Here is a 16,814-nt window from a genome sequence, read left to right on the forward strand (position 1 = left end):
TCTGGGTGGTCTCGCGGCGAATTCCTTTCAACCGCACGACTTCGGGGCACGCTCGGAGCAACCCCGGGACCGAAGGACATGCGATGACTCACAACGTGATCGACCTCGGCAGCGACACCGACCTGGCCAAGGCCGTCGCCGGCCTCATGCCCGGCCTGTGGCGTGACCTCGCCGACCTGGTACGCATCCCCAGTGTCTTCCCCTCGCCGGACGTCGCCGAGGCGCGTCAGGCGATCGTCAAGCTCTTCCAGGAGGCGCACATCACCGAAGCGGGCGAGCTTTCTCTTACCCACCAAGGAAAACCGCTCACCCCGCTGGTGTACGCAGACAAGGCTGGACCGGTGAACTCGCCCACCGTTCTGCTGTACGCCCACTACGACGTGCAGCCCGCGAACAAGGCGGGCTGGCATGTCACCGAACCGTTCGCGCCGAAGGAAGTCCTCTGCGGGACGGACAAACGCCTCTACGGCAGGGGTGCGGCCGACGACAAGTCCGGCGTGATGCTGCACCTGGCCGTCGCACGGGCATTCGGCGGCAAGCTGCCCGTGCACCTCAAGCTGATGCTGGAGGGCGAGGAGGAGAACGGCACCGGCCTGCTGGAGGACTACCTGATCGCCCATCCGGACGACCAGAGGTTCAAGGCGGACCTCATCATCGTCGCTGACACCGGCAACGTCGCCCTGGCCAGGCCCACCGTCACCACGACCCTGCGCGGCGTCGTCACGGTCGATGTCACCGTGCACACCCTGCGCAAGCCCGTCCACAGTGGAATGTACGGCGGGCCGGTCCCCGACGCGTTCACGTGTCTCGTGCGCATGCTGTCCACACTGCACGACGCGAACGGCGACGTCGCCGTCAAGGGTCTCGCCGTCGACGACCTGCCGTGGCCGGCCGTGGACGAGACCCGGTTGCATGAGGAGGCCGCGATGCTCGACGGCGTTCGGTTCGTCGGCACCGGCACCCTCGCGCAACGCCTGTACGGCAAGGCGTCGGTCAACGTCGTCGGCCTCGACGCGGGCCTGCCGCAGCCCAACAAGTCGGCGAACGTGTTGCGCGACAAGGCATCCGCCCGGATCAGCATGCGCACCGCACCGACCCAGGACCCGGCCGCCGCGCAAAGGGCGCTGATCGACCACCTGAAGGCGCATGTGCCGTGGGGCGTGCAGGTGGAGACGACACCCGGCATCACGGCGTACGGCTTCTCCGCCAACCCGAATGGCACCTACTTCCCGTTGGTCGAACAGGCGCTCAAAGCCGCCTACCCCGGCTCGGTCAAGGTTGAACGGGCGGGCCAGGGCGGCTCGATCCCGCTCGTGCACGCGTTCCAGGTCGTCAACCCGAACGCGGACATCGTGTTGTGGGGCTGCGAGGAGCCGAAGTGCGGCATCCACGGCCCGGACGAGAGCGTCAGCCACGCCGAACTGCAGGCGATGGCGACGGCGGAAGTTCTTCTGCTGGACCGGATCGGCAAGGCCGGTCACCACAACGGAGGTGCAATGTGACGCAGCTCGAAGGCCGCGAGGAGCTCCAGGCGTTGGAGATGTTCTGGGATGACGTCTCCATCCCGATGCAGGACGTGTGGAATCCGATACCGCCCACCGCACCCGACCCGAAGCAATTCGCCTTGGGCGAGCGGGGATTGAGTCCGGCCGCGCGGGTCAACGCGTTGAACACCCTGGCGGCCTATCTCGACCACAAACGCGACCACATGCTGGGCTACCAGGTCACCGAGGACATGAACGGGTACCAGGAGGATCTGGCCAGGTTCCTCAAGCACCACCTGAACAACCTGGGCGACCCGTTCCAGATCGGCGGCTACAAGGTCAACACCAAGGTCGTCGAGCAAGCGGTTCTGAACTACTTCGCCAAGCTGTGGCACGGCGAGCCGTACAACCACGACAACAAGGAGTCCTGTTGGGGCTACGTGCTCAGCATGGGCTCGACCGAGGGCAACATGTACGCCCTGTGGAACGCCCGCGACTACCTCGCCGGAAGGTTGCTGATCACCGATGACGAGAAGCCGGGCACGCACACGTACGACCAGCCGGTGCCTGATCCGCGCAACCCCAACGCCTACAAACCGATCGTGTTCTACTCGGAGGACACGCATTACTCGTTCGCCAAGGCCGTCCGGGTACTCGACCTGAGGACGTTCGGCCAGTATGGCCGTGAGCACGAGGGGGAGTACACGAATCCACTGGGCGGCTCTTGGACTGACGAGGTGCCGTCCGAGTCTGGTCCGGACAACAAGCCGTCGACGTACGGCTCGGGCCGCATCGACATCGGCAAGCTCAAGGTCCTGGTGGACTACTTCGCGGGCAAGGGCCACCCGATCATCGTGAGCCTCAACTTCGGCAGCACTTTCAAGGGCGCGCTGGACGACGTGCAGAAGGTCTGCGACACCCTGCTGCCGGTGTTCGTCAAGCACAAGCTGCACGAGCGTGAGGTCACCTACACCGGCGGCGCGAAGCACAAACGCCGCGGCTTCTGGATCCACGTTGACGGCGCGCTCGGCGCGGGCTACGTCCCGTTCCTGCACATGGCGGCCGACGAGCACAAGTACGCGTTCAAGCCGGACAGCGAGATCCCGAAGTTCGACTTCGGCGTCACGTCGAAGTCGGGGAACGTCACCAAGGACATGGTGTCGTCGATCGCGGTCAGCGGCCACAAGTGGATGGGCGCGCCGTTCCCCACGGGCGTGTTCATGACGAAGGTCAAGTACCAGATGCAGCCGCCGGACAAGGCCGAGTACATCGGTTCGCTGGACACCACGTTCGCGGGTTCCCGCAATGGTTTCTCGCCGATTGTGCTGTGGGACCACCTGGCGAAACACCCGCATGACCGGCAGGTCTCACTGATCACCCACGCCTACCGGATGGCCGGGTACCTGGAGCAGCAGCTCGCGCGGCTGGAGGAGTACTGGATCAAGAAGCACAAGAAGGAGAAGGGCTTCCTCCAGGTAGCCCGCAGCCCGCTGGCGATCACGGTGCGGTTCCGCAAACCTAACGCGCGGATCGTGGCGAAGTGGTCGCTGTCTACGGTCACGATGCTGATGACACCGGGCAAACCGGAGACCAAAGCGGAGATAGCCCACGTCTTCCTGATGTCGTCGGCGACGCAGGACAAGATCGACGCGTTCATCGCCGACCTGCACGACCCGGACGCATTCAACCTGAAGATCAAGGAGCCCTTCGTAGCCCCGACCCAGACTTTCGACGGTATAACCCTCGAAGCGGTCAACCCCTTCGGCGACCGAGGCTTCGCGTAACGACAACACCCATCTCAACCAGATGATCCGAAGCGCGGCCCAGGACGCCACAAGCGCACGGTCCTGGGCCGCTCTTTGGCTGCGGGGTATCAAAAGGGTCTGTCAATCGAGCGGCTCTGGCTCGTAGTCGGTGGTGACGGCGAGTAGCTGATCACGATCATGATCTTGTGATGGCTGTGGATTCCCTTGTGGGGACGGTGTTCTCCGGACTGTCAGCGTTGGTTGTCGAGGACGTGACGGACGGCAGTGGCATGGTGGTGGTCACGGCTTGCACTCGGGATGTGGCCGTGCCGTGTCCGGCCTGCGGCACTGCGACGGCGAAGGTGCACGGGTATCACCACCGGACGGTGAAGGACGTGCCGGTCGATGGCCGCCAAGTTGTCGTCCGCCTGCGCATACGGCGGCTGGTCTGCCCGGCTCGGAACTGTCCGAGGCAGACGTTCCGGGAACAGATTCCCGGATTGTTGGAACGCCATCAGCGCCGCACGGTGCGGCTTGTCCGGCAGATTTCCCATGTGGCGCAGGAGTTGTGTGGCCGGGCGGCGGCACGCCTGGCCGGCTTGCTCGCTGTGCCCGTGTCCCGTAGCGCCGCGTTGCGCCGTCTGCGGTGCCTGCCGCTGCCCCGGTTGATGATTCCGCGGGTGATCGGCGTGGACGACTTCGCCTGCGTCGCCGCCAGCGCTACGCCACGATCATCATCGATGCCGAGACCGGCCGACGTGTCGCGGTCCTGCCCGGTCGCGACGCGGCCACCCTGGAGTCGTGGCTGCGTGAGCACCCCGGTGTCGAGGTCGTGTGCCGGGACGGCTCGGCCACCTACGCTGAAGCTGTCCGCCGCGCTCTGCCGGGTGCGGTGCAGGTCAGTGACCGATGGCACTTGTGGCGGAATCTCTGTGACAAGGTTCTGCTCGAGGTCCGCGCGCACGCCGGGTGCTGGGCCACCGTCAACCCGCCCCGCCCAGGCGGCGTTCACGAGCAGACCACGCGCGAACGCTGGAACAAGGTCCACGATTTACTCGGCCACGGGGTCGGGCTGCTCGACTGCGCCCGCCGCCTCGGCGTGGCTTTGAACACGGTCAAACGCTACGCCCGCATGCCCGAGCCTCAGGCCCTGCGCATCACCCCGACCTACCGTCCGACCCTGGTCAACCCCTACCGTGATCATCTGCGTGCCCGCCGCGCGGCCGATCCCGCGGTCCCTGTCACCCGGCTGCTCGCGGAGATCCGCGAACTGGGCTACACCGGCAGTGCCAACCTGCTGGTCCGCTACCTCAACCAGGGCCGAGCCGACGGCGATCGCCCCGTCATGACCGCCCGTCACGCCAGCCGCCTCCTGCTCACCAAACCTGAGAACCTGCGCCCGAACGACACCGCCCTGCTGGAGAAAATCGCCGCAGCCTGCCCGGAGATGACCGCACTCGCCAGTCTGATACGCGGCTTCGCCGCACTGCTGAAACCGACCGCGGGCAACGACGTGAAGCTCACCGAGTGGATCGCGCAGGTTCGCGCCGCTGATCTGCCGCATCTACACAGTCTCACCAACGGCATCGAGATCGACCGGTCCGCTGTGGACGGTGCCGTCACCCTGCCCTACCACGACGGCCGCACCGAAGGCGTCAACACCCGCACCAAGAGGATCATGTAGGCAGCCCCGCGAAGGGTGTTCGCGATCTGTTGTGTGACACCAGACGTGAACACCCTCACGCCCTCCAGCAAGATCGGTTACGAGCTGGACAGGCCAGCCGAATCTGGCGCGCCGGCGCCATTCGCCGATGGGCGGGTGGCAGCGCGTGGCCTGACCGTGGACGTGCTCGCGTGGTGCCACCCGTCGTTGTGACCAAACCGCACCGAGGTGGCGGCGACTACTCGGACGGCTGTGGCACCCCGTATGTGATCCGAAGTCGCACGGGACCAGATAGCCGTTGCGTCGCAATCAGAACGGATCCGAGTTCCCTGCACGTCGAACGTGTTGCGCGGCTGCGCTCGCCAACGTCAGCCGCGACACGATCTTGTACCGGTTGTTGGGTAGTACTCGTCCGATAGTCAGGACCGGTGGCGGGCAGACCGGCCGGAGGCGAGCACAAGCAGGGAGCCGATACCCAGCAGCGAGAGTCCGGCAAGGCCGGGTACGGCCAGGCTTACCCCCGTGTCCGCCAGGTCTTGGCCGGCCACTGCGCTCGACGCCGCGGACGCGTTCTCGACGGACTGTGTTCCGACGATCGTGCTCTCGGACGAAGGCTCCTCGGCCTCTTTCACAACGGTCTCCCCGACAGGCGTTTCCGCGGCCGGGGGCTCTTCTGGCTGCGGTTGGACGACGGTCGTCGTCTCCTCGCCGGATGGGTCCTCATCGTGCGGCTCCTCCGCGGGTGGTTCCTCCGCGGGTGGCTCCTGGGTGGGTGGTTCCTGGGTGGGTGGTTCCTGGGTGGGTGGTTCCTGGGTGGGTGGTTCCTGGATGGGAGGTACCTCGGTTGTGGGAGTGGGGGTCTGGGTCGGCGGAACACTGGTCGTAGGTGCGCACCCGGTGTGCGCCGGGTTGCTGTTGCAGATGCCGCCGTTGTCGTCGCACTCGTGGCCGGACTCGCCGTGCTGCCCGCCGCCGTTCCCGCGTGGTGTGTTGTCGTCGGCCCGTCCGACGGACCCGGGGGGCGGTGGCCCGGGATCGTTGGTCCCGGTACTTGCCGTCGGCTCCAGCGCCACGGTGGTCGTTTCGTGGCTCTGTCCGGGCGGAGTTTGATCAGGGCCTCCCTGACCGTTGCCCGGTTCAGCGATGGCGGCGCCGGACGCGATGACGAACGCGATCGCAGCGACGACAGATGCGATCGCAGCGCTGTGTGTAGCCCTGGTCATGGTTTTCTCCCGCGTTCCGTCTGTCGTGCTTCGTGGTTCTGGTGCGGCCAAAACCGAGGCCGGTCTGAGTGGTGGCGGCCAGCCGCGCGACTGCTGGTGGATGGCACGGTCAAGACTCTGCAGGAGGCTCGGGGCCCACCGGTATCGGGCTACGGTCTGTAACGAGGACCCCCGATCGGATGACACGTCGTCCGATCGACCGACACGGCTCTCCGATCGGCGGACGACACCCGATCGGCGGCTGGCCCGTGCTGGTAGAGCACCACGTGCAGGCCGCAGCTCTGCCCATGGCGGCGAGCCCACGACGAACATTCCGCTCAGGTGCGCGGTGATCATGTATGCGCCACGCGGAGGACGCGTCCCGCCAGTGCGAGCAGCAGGCCCCTCCCGGCAGGAGGGCGAGTGCCGCATAGCCGAACGCGAGAGTTGACGCGCTGGCGACGCCGGCGACGATCAGTGGTCCTCCTATGTCGCCGAGCTCGCGGCCCAGTTCCGCGGAACCCCTGGTCTGTCCCATGCGTTGCTCCGGGTCGGTGCGGCCAGTGCGGCGAAGCCCGGCGGGGTGATCAGCCCGGTGCCGACGCCGATGAGGGCGGCGGCGGAGAGGACGCCGGTGAGGCCGGACAGCATCGCCGCGGCGAGCCCTGCGGCGGCGATGACCAGTCCGGTCAGCAGACCGTTGCGGGTGCTCAGTCGTCTGGCGTCGAGGGCACGGCCCGCTGCGGGCCGCACGACCGCGGCGGCCAGTATGGACACGGCGGCGCGGTGGCCACGGTGCCGAGCCCGGCCGCCGCTCCCGATACAGGGAGAAAGCCCACACCGACGGAGAGCGCGGCGGTCGCGGCGGCGAGAGCGGCGGTGGGCGCGAGAAACGAACGGCCGGCCAACCGGCAGGCGAGGTCGGCAGCGGTCTGGCGCGGGCGGGGGCAACGGTGGCACAGCGGGCGTGGACACCGCAGCCCACCGGGCGTGGACACCGCAGCCCACCGGGCGACACCTGCGGTGCACACGGCCATCACCGACTGCCTGGTTGATCGGTCAGAACGATCACGCCGCGGCTTAGATCGTTGATCAGCAGATCTGACGGGTGGGCAGAAGCTGGCCCGACAATCGGTCGTGGGAGTGGGCATGGAATGCCCGGCTCGCGGCATGACCGTGCGTTTGTCGACGAAGGTGCTTGCGAACAACATTGTCGGCCACGATGTGCGCGTTCCGGAGGACACTGCCGCATGCTTCCGCCGTGTCAGGTACGAATGGTTCATGGAACAGGTTGAGGTCTGGCGAGGCGCTCATGGTGATCCGACACCGTTGTTCGGGCCGCTGCCCGGCATCCGCCTCGGTGACACGCTCGCCTACGAGTTCCAACCGCCGGACAGCTTCGACCCATGGCCCGGTCGGACGCTGCTGGAACGCGTGTTCGTGTTGCTCGACCTCGGTGTGAGCATGTCCATCCCCGCCTGGCGGTCCACCCTCGGAACCGACCGCGACCAGACCGGACCGACCACCTGGTACGTGGACCTCGTACACGTCTCGACCACACAGGACTCGATCACCATCCGAGACCTCTACGCAGATGTCCTGGTACCCACCGACGGTCGCCATCAGCGGTTGCTCGACCTCGACGAGTTCGCCGACGCGATCGAAGCAGGACACCTCGACATCGCCACCGCCGTCGACGGACTGCGGCGCTGGCAACGATTCCTCGACCGGCACCTGCACGCCGCCCGCGACCCCAGCGAGACGTGGACCGGCTTCCCGCCCCAGCGACTGCGCGACCTGGCGGCGTTACCCAGTCCACTGGGGCCGATCGTCACCGCATCAGGCTGATCATTAGACACTTGTCACCCCGGCCTGTACCACTCATCCGCTCATCGGCATGACAGCACGTTGGTAGGTCATCCACACAGCGGCATGGCAGCGCATTGAACTGCTGAGAACGAGCCGCCGTCCCCCTGCTGGGCGACCAAGCGGCGGACGTCAGGTCGTGGCGGCAGGGCTGACGAGACCGGTTTCGTAGGCCAGGACGACGAGTTGGGCCCGGTCGCGAGCCCGAAGTTTGGTCATCGCGCGCTGGACCGGGACCGGAAGCGGGCACGGCGAGCCGGTGACGGCCACGGTGACCGGGACACCGGCCTTGCGGGCGCCCTCGACGAGTCCGTCACCGGCCAGGGTGTCGTCGGTGCGCAACACCTCCAGCGTCGCTCTCAGTTCGTCCATCGCCTCCTGGCTGGCCTGCTCGATGGCGAGCAGCGCCTCGGGGACCGCTCCCGGGTGGTTGTCGATGCCCTTGGCCAACGGCCAGCCGGGGTGATGGGCGAGCACCAGTTCCTCACTGGCCGCGGCGACCGAGCCGGGTGTGGTCACGTAGTCGCGGTAGCAGATGGCCAACGCGCCGTCCTCCACCAGCAGCCGACGGGCCTCGGCGGCGACCCGCGGCCGGTCGAACCAGTGCCAGCACTGCCCGGCGGACACCACGTCCCAGACGTGGGCCGGTAGAGCTGTGTCCTCGGCTGCGGCCAGCCGGTACGTCACTGCCAGCCCGGCACCGGCGCCCTGCTCACGAGCCTGCGCGAGCATCTCCGGTGCGACGTCGACCCCGGTCACCCGGCATCCCTCCGCAGCGAAACCCCGTGCCAGTGCTCCGGTTCCGGTGCCGAGATCGACTATGCGGTGGTCGGGGAGACCCACGTTCATCCGAGCATCGTGCCGGAGTGCCACGAGCCAAGGACACCGGCAACGCGGCGACGTCCGCTCATCGCCAACGCAATCGCAAGCGTTCGGTCAGCGGCCATGAGAGGCAGAAATCTGCGGCCATAGCCGCTGACTGTGATCATTTGTATACTGAGCGTGAATCTCCGCGCGGGAGTGCGAATTGGCAGACCTCTCTGTGCAGGCACTGGCCGCTCCGGCCCATCTGGCCCGAGGGCGATGAGGCGCTGTGGGGCCACTGGTACGGGGATTGACAGGCGTGCTGGTGCTGTTGCTGATCGGCGAGTTCTTCGGTCGCGCGGGTCTGGTGGATCAGTCGTACCTGCCGCCGTCCTCCACTGTTCTCGCCCATGCCGGCAGTCTGCTCACGGATGGCGAGTTCCTCCGTGATGTCGCCTTCACCCTGGGCGGATGGTCCTCCGGTCTGTTCATCGCGATCGTGATCGCGGTGCCCGCCGGGGTTCTGCTCGGCAGCCTGCCGGTGGTGGATTCGGCTGCTCGGGTCCTGGTCGAGTTCTTGCGGCCGATCCCGGCGGTGGCACTGGTTCCGTTGGTGTTGCTGGTCATCTCCGATCAGGGCGAGATGGAACGGACGTTGGCGGCGTATGCGGCGATCTGGCCGATCCTGATCAACACCATCTACGGCGCCGGCGAAGTGGATCCACTGGCTCGCGACATGGCTCGCTGCTTCGGGCTGAGCCCGGCTGCGATCTTGTTGCGGGTCTGGTTGCCGAGTGTTGCCCCGTTCGTGACCACGGGGGTACGGCTGGCTTCCTCGGTTGCCCTCATCGTCACGATCAGCACCGAACTGATCTCCGGTGGCGGTGGCAACGGGTTGGGCCAGTTCATCTTCGACGCGAGTGGGAATCCGGCCGGGTCGGCCGATGTCTTCGCCGCGGTGGTGGTCACGGGCGGACTTGGCCTGGTGATTGATGTTCTGCTCCGGTACGTCGAGCGCCGTGCGTTCCGGTGGCACTTCGAACGGCTGGGAGTGGCTGGGTGAACACGCCAGGAGACCGGGCTGTCATCCCCGTGGGTGGACGACGAGCCGGTTCCGTTCTGGCCGGTTCAGCACTGCGCTGGTCGGTTTTGCTTGTGGTGGTGGGTCTCTGGCAGTTCGTCACGACCACGGTCGTGGCGGCGGACTACGAACCGTACTTTCCGCCGCCGGGCATCGTTGCCAGGACTCTGTACGAGACCTGGTTCTCCGGCCCGGTGAGCCGGGGGTTCCTGACTCCGACCGCGATCGATCACCTGTTGCCCAGCTTGGGGCGCCTGCTCGGCGGTTGGGCACTGGCGGCCGTGATGGGCATTCCGGCCGGGGTGGCGCTCGGCCGGTCGAAGTACGCGATCGAGTACGTCCAGCCAGTGATCCACTTTGCTCGGTCGATCCCTGCGACCACGCTGATTCCGGTGTTCATCGTGCTGTTCGGCTTCAGCACGAGCATGCGGGTGTCGGTCATCATCTTCGGAGTTCTCTGGCCGATCCTGCTCAACACCATGGACGGCGCGCGGAAGGTGGAGCCCTCCTACCTCGACATCGCCAGGGTGTTCGGGGTGAGTCGGCCGGTGCGCCTGCTGCTGATCATCGTTCCGGCCGCAGCCCCGAGGATCTTCGCGGGGCTGCGGATCAGCCTGTCGCTGTCGATCATCCTGATGGTGACGTCCGAACTGGTCGGTGCCACCGACGGCATCGGATTCTTCTTGTCGAACGCGAAAAAGAGTTTTCAGCTGCCGGAGATGTGGTCCGCCATCGTCCTGCTCGGCGCCCTGGGGTATCTGCTGAACACGGCGTTGCTGGTGTTCGAGCGGCGCATCCTCGGCTGGTACCACAACACAGAGGAGTCGCGGTGAGAACACTTCGCCACAGGTTCGCGAAGGCCTGCATCGCCTTCCTGACGCTGCTCGCCGTCGCCTGCGGAGGACCCGGCGCGCCGGACGGTGGGAACGCGCAAGGTCCGGAAAGGACGGACATCAAGGTCGGTGTTCTGCCGACCTGGGACGCCGCCGCGGTCTACCTGGCCATCAAGAGGGGTTTCTTCCAGGCCGAGGCACTCAACGTCACCCCGGTGGTCCTGGCCAGCTCGGAGGAGGCGGTGTCCCGGAACCTCTCCGGTGCGGTCGACATCGCCCACAACGGATATGTCTCGCCGATTGCGGCCGCGAGCAAAGGGCTCAAGCTGCGCGTCATCGTCGCCAGCGCGCGGGCGAAGCGCGACATGTACGTCATCGTGACGTCGAAGGCGTCGGCCGTCCACGTGCCGCGGGATCTCGCCGGCACCACCATCGGCATGATCAACAGCAAGGGTCTGCCGGCGCTGCTGACCCGTGCGGCGCTCGAATCGGCGGGCGTCGACCCGGCAAGCGTGCGATTCGTCGACGTCACCTATCCCACCATGGGCGCCGCTCTCCAGAACGGGTCGATCGACGCGTCATTCGCGACCGACCCGTTCCGAGCTCAGTTCAAGCAGACGCTCGGGGCGCGGGTCGTGCTGGACACGATCGGCGGTCCCACCGAAGACTTCCCGATCGGCTGCTACCACGCCACACAGCAGTTCGCGAACCAGAACCCGCGGACGGTCGCCGCCTTCCAGCGGGCAATGACGCGAGCCCACGAGCTTGCGGTGAACAACCGTGACGAGGTGACGCAGGTGCTGCCGAGCTACATCAGCGGGTTGACGCCGCAAACGGCGAACACGATCACCATCGGCACCTTCTCGGCATCGCTGGACAAGGCCGATGCTCAGCGGGTCGCCGACTTCATGACACAGCAACGCTTGCTGAGCGACCGTTTCGACGTCTCCAGCATGTTCCCGTGAACGGCCCGACGAACGCCCCGATGAACGGAGGAGACTGTGACGGACGCCGACTATCTGCGCATCGCCACCGAGGAAGCGTTCGCAACCCCGGAGCTGATGACACTGTGGCGGGACATGCTCGACACCGGAACGGATCTTGATCCTGGATTCGTCAGTCTGGTCGGCTTCTACGCCCGGCACGGCGGCGAGCGGGCCAGGACGGTCGCCGAACGCCTCCAGGATCTCGGCGAACGACGGCTCGCCGACATGGACGCCGCGGGCATCGCCCGGCAGGTCATCTCGCTGACCGCGCCTGGCGTCCAGGTGCTCGCTCCCGGCCAGGCGGTGGCCATGGCGACCGTGGCCAATGATCGGCTCGCGGAGGCATGCCGGCGTTACCCCGACCGCTTCACAGGCCTGACCGCGGTCGCTCCGCAGGACCCATCGGCCGCGGCCCGGGAAATCGAGCGCGGCGTCAGCCTGGGTTTCAAGGGCGTGATCATCAACTCGCACACCCACGGCGAGTACCTGGACGACCAGAAGTTCTGGCCCATCCTGGAGGCCGCCGAGGCGCTGGACAGCCCGATCTACCTGCACCCCACCACACCGCCCCGCACCATGATCCAGCCGTTGCTGGAAGCCGGCCTGGACGGGGCGATCTACGGGTTCGCGGTGGAGACCGGGATGCACCTGCTCCGCCTGATCACCGCAGGCGTGTTCGACCGGTTCCCCCGGCTCAGGGTCGTACTCGGTCACCTCGGAGAGGCGTTGCCGTTCTGGCTCTACCGACTGGACTTCATGCATGCCGCCACCGTGCGTTCGGGCAGGTACGACGCCGTACGGCCGATCGTCGGCAAGCCCAGCGACTATCTGCGGAGGAATGTCTGGGTCACCACGAGCGGGATGGCCTGGCATCCGGCGATCATGTTCTGCCGCGACGTGCTCGGCCATGACCGGGTGCTCTACGCAATGGACTACCCCTACCAGTACGTGATCGACGAAGTGTCCATCCAGGATGATCTGCCGATCGATGACGCGGCCAAGAAGGCGTTCTTCCAGACGAACGCCGAGCAGCTCTTCGGTCTGTGACCGGCAATGCTGGAGGTGGAAGAGCTCTCCCACGCGTATCGCCGGCCCGGCCCCAACGTCCTCGAAGACGTGACTCTGATTGTCGGCGACGGTGAACTGGTGAGCATTGTGGGCCGCTCCGGGTGCGGCAAGTCCACCCTGCTCCGCGCGATCGCCGGGCTGATCCGCCCAACCAGCGGGCAGATCCGGCTCGACGGCACACCGGTCGACGGCACACCGGACAACCTCGCCATGGTCTTCCAGGACTACTCCCGCACACTGCTGCCCTGGCTGTCGGTCCGCGACAACGTCGCCCTGCCCTTGCGGGGCAACGGAATGTGCCGCAGAGCCCGCCGTGCGGCGGCGGTCGAGGCACTCGAAGCGGTACTGCTCGCCGACGCGGCGCGGCAGTACCCCTGGCAGCTTTCCGGTGGCATGCAGCAACGCGTCTCGATCGCACGTGCCTTGGCATACCAGCCCACCCTGCTGCTGATGGACGAGCCGTTCGGCTCCGTTGACGCCCAGACCCGCGAGGACCTGGAGGACCTGCTCCTCAGCGTCCGGGCGAACCGCGGCATGACCATCCTGCTGGTCACCCACGACATCGACGAAAGCGTGTACGTCGGCGACCGCGTCGTCGTACTCGGACACTCTCCCGGGCGAGTGATCGGCGATCTCGCCGTCGACCTGCCACGGCAACGCGACCAGATCACCACTCGGGAACTGCCCGAGTTCATCCACCTCCGCGGCCGAGTCGGCCGGCTGATCCGCGCCACCACAAGATGACCGTGCTTGCCAACCAGACACCGACGCTGCTGCGGGCTTGCAGGTCGATCGACGGGAAATGGTCGGGCCATTGTCAGGTCTCGTCGTCTTTGGCACGTCGGCTACATACGACCATGTTGTTTTCGCCCTCAGACGATCTGCCTGGTCGGGTACTTGTCCCTGTGGGGAATCAACGAGTACGAACCTGCAGCAGCGTGATCCGCAGGTCAGGCACGTTGAGCCATGTTTTGGCACCCCACAGGGTCGATGCCCGCTGCGTTCAAGATCTTCCAGACAGTGGAGGCGGCCGTTGGCCGGCCCGCTAGTCCGCCGCGTCGGTGTTGCTCACCCGAGCATGCTCTCAGCCTGGGACAGATGCGTTGCCACGCTGCGGCGATGACTTTTCGAGCGGCACAGGCTCACGCTCGCGCCCACCACGACGAGGAAGACGTGCACCAGCAGGACGGCGGCGAGCACTCAGCACACGATGCCGATCACCGCACAGATCGTGCGCACTGTGCGCACCGTGGCGTAGCAGCCTCGAGCGGTGACCACCTTCTCGACTACCACAGGCTCCCTCACTCGAAGGGGAACCATTTGTCTGTTACCTCTGACTGTGTCATGCCTTCGAGTACCCAGAACAGCCTTGGAAACTCGCCAAGTGTGCTCTCCGAACCGATCCACTGTGACCGTCCACGATGGTCTGTTCGGGGACGTGGAAGCAGACTGCAGGGATTCCTGTCGCTGGTGCTGTCAGGCCCAGGGCTGCTGCGCGTGCTCGCTGGCGTGGTTGTGCTCGCCTCGGACTTCCCCAACCCGAACAAGCATCACGTCAGGCCGCCGCGGGTCATGGGGCGGGGCAGAACTGGATCAGGGAGCTGCTCTCCGGGCGGGGATGGTCGCCGGTGAAAGCGGCGGTCCTGCACGAGTTCGGGGTCGTGCCGTGGTACGAGGATTTCTCCGATCCGGTCGAGGGCGACGGTGAGGTCGTGGTCGAGGTGAAGGCCGTCGCGGCGGGCAGCCATTTCGCAGTTTGCCAGTTCCTCCCGAGCTTCCGGTGATCGTCGCGTTCGACGGAATCGGCACATTGCCCGACGGTTGCTCGCATGCCCTCGGGATATGAACTACTTGCGACGGTACCGCCGCCTGTCGCCAAGCTTCGTGACGTGGACGCGACGGCTGTGGCGTGGGCACTGTGGCGCACCGGTGCCGACCCCGACCTCGCGTGTCGGATCAGCCTTTCACCGCGCCCATCGTGAAGCCTGCGATGAACCGGTCGAGGAAGAGGTTGAACACGAACGCGATCGGCACCGCGACGAGGACGGTGGCGGCCTGGAGCGACTGCCAGAAGAACACGTCCCCGCGCACCAGTTGGGTGGGTACACCGGTGCTCACCGGCATCTCGTCCGTCGGCGCCACGAAAGCCAGCGCGTAGATGAACTCGCTGGCCGTCAACGTGAAGGTGAAGACCACGACCGCGACGATGCCCGGAAAGGCCAGCGGGACGACGGCGCGCGCGAACGCACCGAGCCTGCTGTACCCGTCGACCATCGCCTGTTCCTCGATGTCGCGCGGAACTCCCTTGAGGAAGCCCATCAGCAGCCACACCGACACCGGGATCGTGATCGTCGGGTAGATCAACACGAGTGACCACGTGGAGTCCTGCAGTCCGACGCCGACGACCATCCGGGACAACGACAGGAAGAGCAGGCTCGGCGGCACCAGGTACACCAGGAAGATCGCGATGCTCAACGGGCCCGCCCACGGACGGTCCAGCCGGGCTAGCGCGTAGGCGGCGGGCAGAGCGAAGGTCAGGGTGATCAGCACGACCAGTGCACCGACCCACAACGTGTTCCACGCGAATGTCGTGAAGGCGGTGTCGGTGAACAGGTAGAGCACGTGGTCCGGCGTCGCCGGCCGGTTGAACAAGAACGGGTTGTTGCGCGGGTCGTAGAGGTCGCGGTTCTGCTTGAACGCGGTGACCAGCGACCACACGAACGGTCCTGCGCAGAGCAGAGCCACCAGTACGGCGGCGAAGTACAGACCCACTCGAGCCATCAGCCCACCTCGATCCGGCGCACCACGCGGAGAATTGCGACCGCGGCGGCCAGCAGCAACGGGAACAGGAAGAGCGCCACCGCCGCGCCCTGTGCCACGTCGCCGCCCTCGATGCCGCGGTAGAACGCCCAGCTGGCCAGCACCTGCGTCGCGTCGTTGGGACCCCCGCGCGTCAGGACGCGCACGACGGCCATGTCGGTGAAGGTGAAGATCGCACCGAACAAGGCGGCGACCGCCGCGACCGGCAGCACCAGCGGAACGGTGATCTCGAACATTCGCCGCCAGTAGCCCGCGCCGTCGACCTTCGCCGCCTCGTTGATGTCATTGGGAATGGCGACCAGTCCCGCCATCATGATCACCGCCGCCAGCGGGGTCAGCCGCCACACGTGCACGGCGATCACGGACGTCATCGCCAGCCCCGGCTGCCCGAGCCAGTACAGGTTCTCGCCAGGTCCGAGGACGCCGAACTGCCGCAGCACCCAGTCGATCGGCGAGTAGATCGAGTCGAGCAACCACAGCCACGAGATCGACGACAGCGCCACCGGTGTGGTCCACGGCAGCAGCACGAGGAAGCGCACCAGCCACTTGCCCCGGAAGTCGGCGACGAGGATGTTGGCCAGCACCTTGCCCAGCACCACGATCAGCACCATCGAGATCGCCGTGAAGACGAACGTGTTGCCCAGTGAGCGCCAGAACACCGGGTCGTCGAAGGCGCGCCGGAAGTTCAGCAGCCCGACGTAGTCGTACGACGGGTCGCCCGCACTGACATCGGACAGCGCGAACGCGATCGCCAGCACGAACGGCAGTGCGATCAGCGCGACGATGTAGAGCACGCTCGGCAGCAGGAAGATCCAGGCGAGTGCCCCCGGCCGATCGGCGAGCTTCGGCTTCACAGTCGCACCGCCTCGGTGCGCAGGCCCGTGGTCGCGTCGAAGAACCGCAACCTGCTGTGGTGGACGGCGAACTCGTGCGTCTCGCCGACCACGATCGGGGTGTCCACCGTGGCAGGGAGGCGGGCGACGACCCGCGTGTCCTCGCCGATTCCGGACGCGGTCCCGTAGAGGTGGCGGTCACCGGACAGGTATTCGACGCGGTCCACCGCCAGTGGCACCGGCACGAAGCCGCTCGACGGCATGTTCTCCACCGGCCACAGGTGTTCCGGCCGGAACCCGACCAGGTGCCCGTTCCGCGAGACGAGGTTCATCGGCGGCGACCCGATGAAGGTCGCGACGAACGTGTCGGCGGGGTGGTCGTAGATGTCCACCGGCGGGCCGATCTGGCGGACCTTTCCGGCGGAGAGC

Annotated in this window: 14 protein-coding genes and 2 pseudogenes; 10 read left to right on the top strand and 6 right to left on the bottom strand. The window is 66.6% G+C overall.

Annotated features, from left to right (window positions below):
• Nucleotides 1-83: 83 nt before the first annotated feature.
• The 3 genes and pseudogenes from DI276_RS17635 to DI276_RS17645 all read left to right on the top strand — a co-directional run bounded on the left by DI276_RS17635 (nucleotide 84) and on the right by DI276_RS17645 (nucleotide 4,913).
• The gene (locus tag DI276_RS17635; protein WP_157984770.1) at nucleotides 84-1,502 is read left to right on the top strand and encodes a M20/M25/M40 family metallo-hydrolase; all 1,419 of its coding nucleotides are present in this window, start codon (nucleotides 84-86) and stop codon (nucleotides 1,500-1,502) included.
• Nucleotides 1,499-3,268, top strand: a complete 1,770-nt coding sequence (locus tag DI276_RS17640) for a PLP-dependent aminotransferase family protein (RefSeq protein WP_112264645.1) — start codon at nucleotides 1,499-1,501, stop codon at nucleotides 3,266-3,268. The genes DI276_RS17635 and DI276_RS17640 overlap by 4 nt, the downstream gene beginning before the upstream one ends.
• A gap of 170 nt (nucleotides 3,269-3,438) precedes the next feature.
• A pseudogene (locus DI276_RS17645) lies at nucleotides 3,439-4,913 on the top strand (ISL3 family transposase).
• Nucleotides 4,914-6,580: 1,667 nt separating this feature from the next.
• Here DI276_RS17645 and DI276_RS50975 read toward each other — a convergent pair.
• Nucleotides 6,581-6,871, bottom strand: coding sequence for a hypothetical protein (locus DI276_RS50975; RefSeq protein ID WP_198680724.1), 291 nt, complete (start codon nucleotides 6,869-6,871; stop codon nucleotides 6,581-6,583).
• 504 nt (nucleotides 6,872-7,375) lie between these two features.
• Between DI276_RS50975 and DI276_RS17660 the strand changes: the two genes are divergently transcribed.
• Entirely contained in the window at nucleotides 7,376-7,942 is a 567-nt protein-coding gene (locus DI276_RS17660; RefSeq protein WP_198680725.1) for a DUF402 domain-containing protein, read from the top strand.
• 150 nt (nucleotides 7,943-8,092) lie between these two features.
• Here DI276_RS17660 and DI276_RS17665 read toward each other — a convergent pair whose 3' ends face one another.
• Entirely contained in the window at nucleotides 8,093-8,809 is a 717-nt protein-coding gene (locus tag DI276_RS17665; RefSeq protein ID WP_112264651.1) for a methyltransferase domain-containing protein, read from the bottom strand.
• 274 nt (nucleotides 8,810-9,083) lie between these two features.
• On the opposite strand from DI276_RS17665, the gene DI276_RS17670 reads away from it, so the two are divergent.
• From DI276_RS17670 to DI276_RS17690, 5 genes are all read left to right on the top strand, one after another.
• The gene (locus DI276_RS17670; protein ID WP_198680726.1) at nucleotides 9,084-9,827 is read left to right on the top strand and encodes an ABC transporter permease; all 744 of its coding nucleotides are present in this window, start codon (nucleotides 9,084-9,086) and stop codon (nucleotides 9,825-9,827) included.
• A gap of 98 nt (nucleotides 9,828-9,925) precedes the next feature.
• Nucleotides 9,926-10,678, top strand: coding sequence for an ABC transporter permease (locus DI276_RS17675; protein ID WP_232836727.1), 753 nt, complete (start codon nucleotides 9,926-9,928; stop codon nucleotides 10,676-10,678).
• Nucleotides 10,675-11,643 carry an ABC transporter substrate-binding protein gene (locus tag DI276_RS17680; RefSeq protein ID WP_157984771.1) on the top strand — a complete coding sequence of 323 codons (969 nt, stop codon included), beginning with the start codon at nucleotides 10,675-10,677 and terminating at the stop codon, nucleotides 11,641-11,643. The genes DI276_RS17675 and DI276_RS17680 overlap by 4 nt, the downstream gene beginning before the upstream one ends.
• 36 nt (nucleotides 11,644-11,679) lie before the next feature.
• The gene (locus DI276_RS17685; protein WP_198680727.1) at nucleotides 11,680-12,711 is read left to right on the top strand and encodes an amidohydrolase family protein; all 1,032 of its coding nucleotides are present in this window, start codon (nucleotides 11,680-11,682) and stop codon (nucleotides 12,709-12,711) included.
• 6 nt (nucleotides 12,712-12,717) lie between these two features.
• The gene (locus DI276_RS17690; protein ID WP_112264657.1) at nucleotides 12,718-13,476 is read left to right on the top strand and encodes an ABC transporter ATP-binding protein; all 759 of its coding nucleotides are present in this window, start codon (nucleotides 12,718-12,720) and stop codon (nucleotides 13,474-13,476) included.
• 324 nt (nucleotides 13,477-13,800) lie between these two features.
• Here DI276_RS17690 and DI276_RS52995 read toward each other — a convergent pair whose 3' ends face one another.
• Nucleotides 13,801-13,932: a hypothetical protein gene (locus DI276_RS52995; RefSeq protein ID WP_269814268.1), complete on the bottom strand. Its 132-nt coding sequence runs from the start codon at nucleotides 13,930-13,932 to the stop codon at nucleotides 13,801-13,803.
• A 428-nt stretch (nucleotides 13,933-14,360) separates the two neighbouring features.
• On the opposite strand from DI276_RS52995, the gene DI276_RS49995 reads away from it, so the two are divergent.
• Nucleotides 14,361-14,516, top strand: coding sequence for a hypothetical protein (locus tag DI276_RS49995; protein ID WP_157984772.1), 156 nt, complete (start codon nucleotides 14,361-14,363; stop codon nucleotides 14,514-14,516).
• Nucleotides 14,517-14,688: 172 nt separating this feature from the next.
• On the opposite strand, the gene DI276_RS17695 is transcribed toward DI276_RS49995, so the two are convergent.
• The 3 genes and pseudogenes from DI276_RS17695 to DI276_RS52140 all read right to left on the bottom strand — a co-directional run.
• Nucleotides 14,689-15,513 carry a carbohydrate ABC transporter permease gene (locus DI276_RS17695; RefSeq protein ID WP_112264659.1) on the bottom strand — a complete coding sequence of 275 codons (825 nt, stop codon included), beginning with the start codon at nucleotides 15,511-15,513 and terminating at the stop codon, nucleotides 14,689-14,691.
• Nucleotides 15,513-16,406, bottom strand: a complete 894-nt coding sequence (locus DI276_RS17700; RefSeq protein WP_112264661.1) for a carbohydrate ABC transporter permease — start codon at nucleotides 16,404-16,406, stop codon at nucleotides 15,513-15,515. The genes DI276_RS17695 and DI276_RS17700 overlap by 1 nt, the downstream gene beginning before the upstream one ends.
• Nucleotides 16,403-16,814: pseudogene (locus DI276_RS52140) on the bottom strand (ABC transporter ATP-binding protein); the annotation flags it as partial. The gene DI276_RS17700 and the pseudogene DI276_RS52140, both read right to left, overlap by 4 nt.

Origin of the sequence: Lentzea terrae (assembly GCF_003265345.1) — a bacterium.
In the GTDB taxonomy this organism is placed as follows: Bacteria; Actinomycetota; Actinomycetes; order Mycobacteriales; family Pseudonocardiaceae; genus Lentzea; species Lentzea terrae.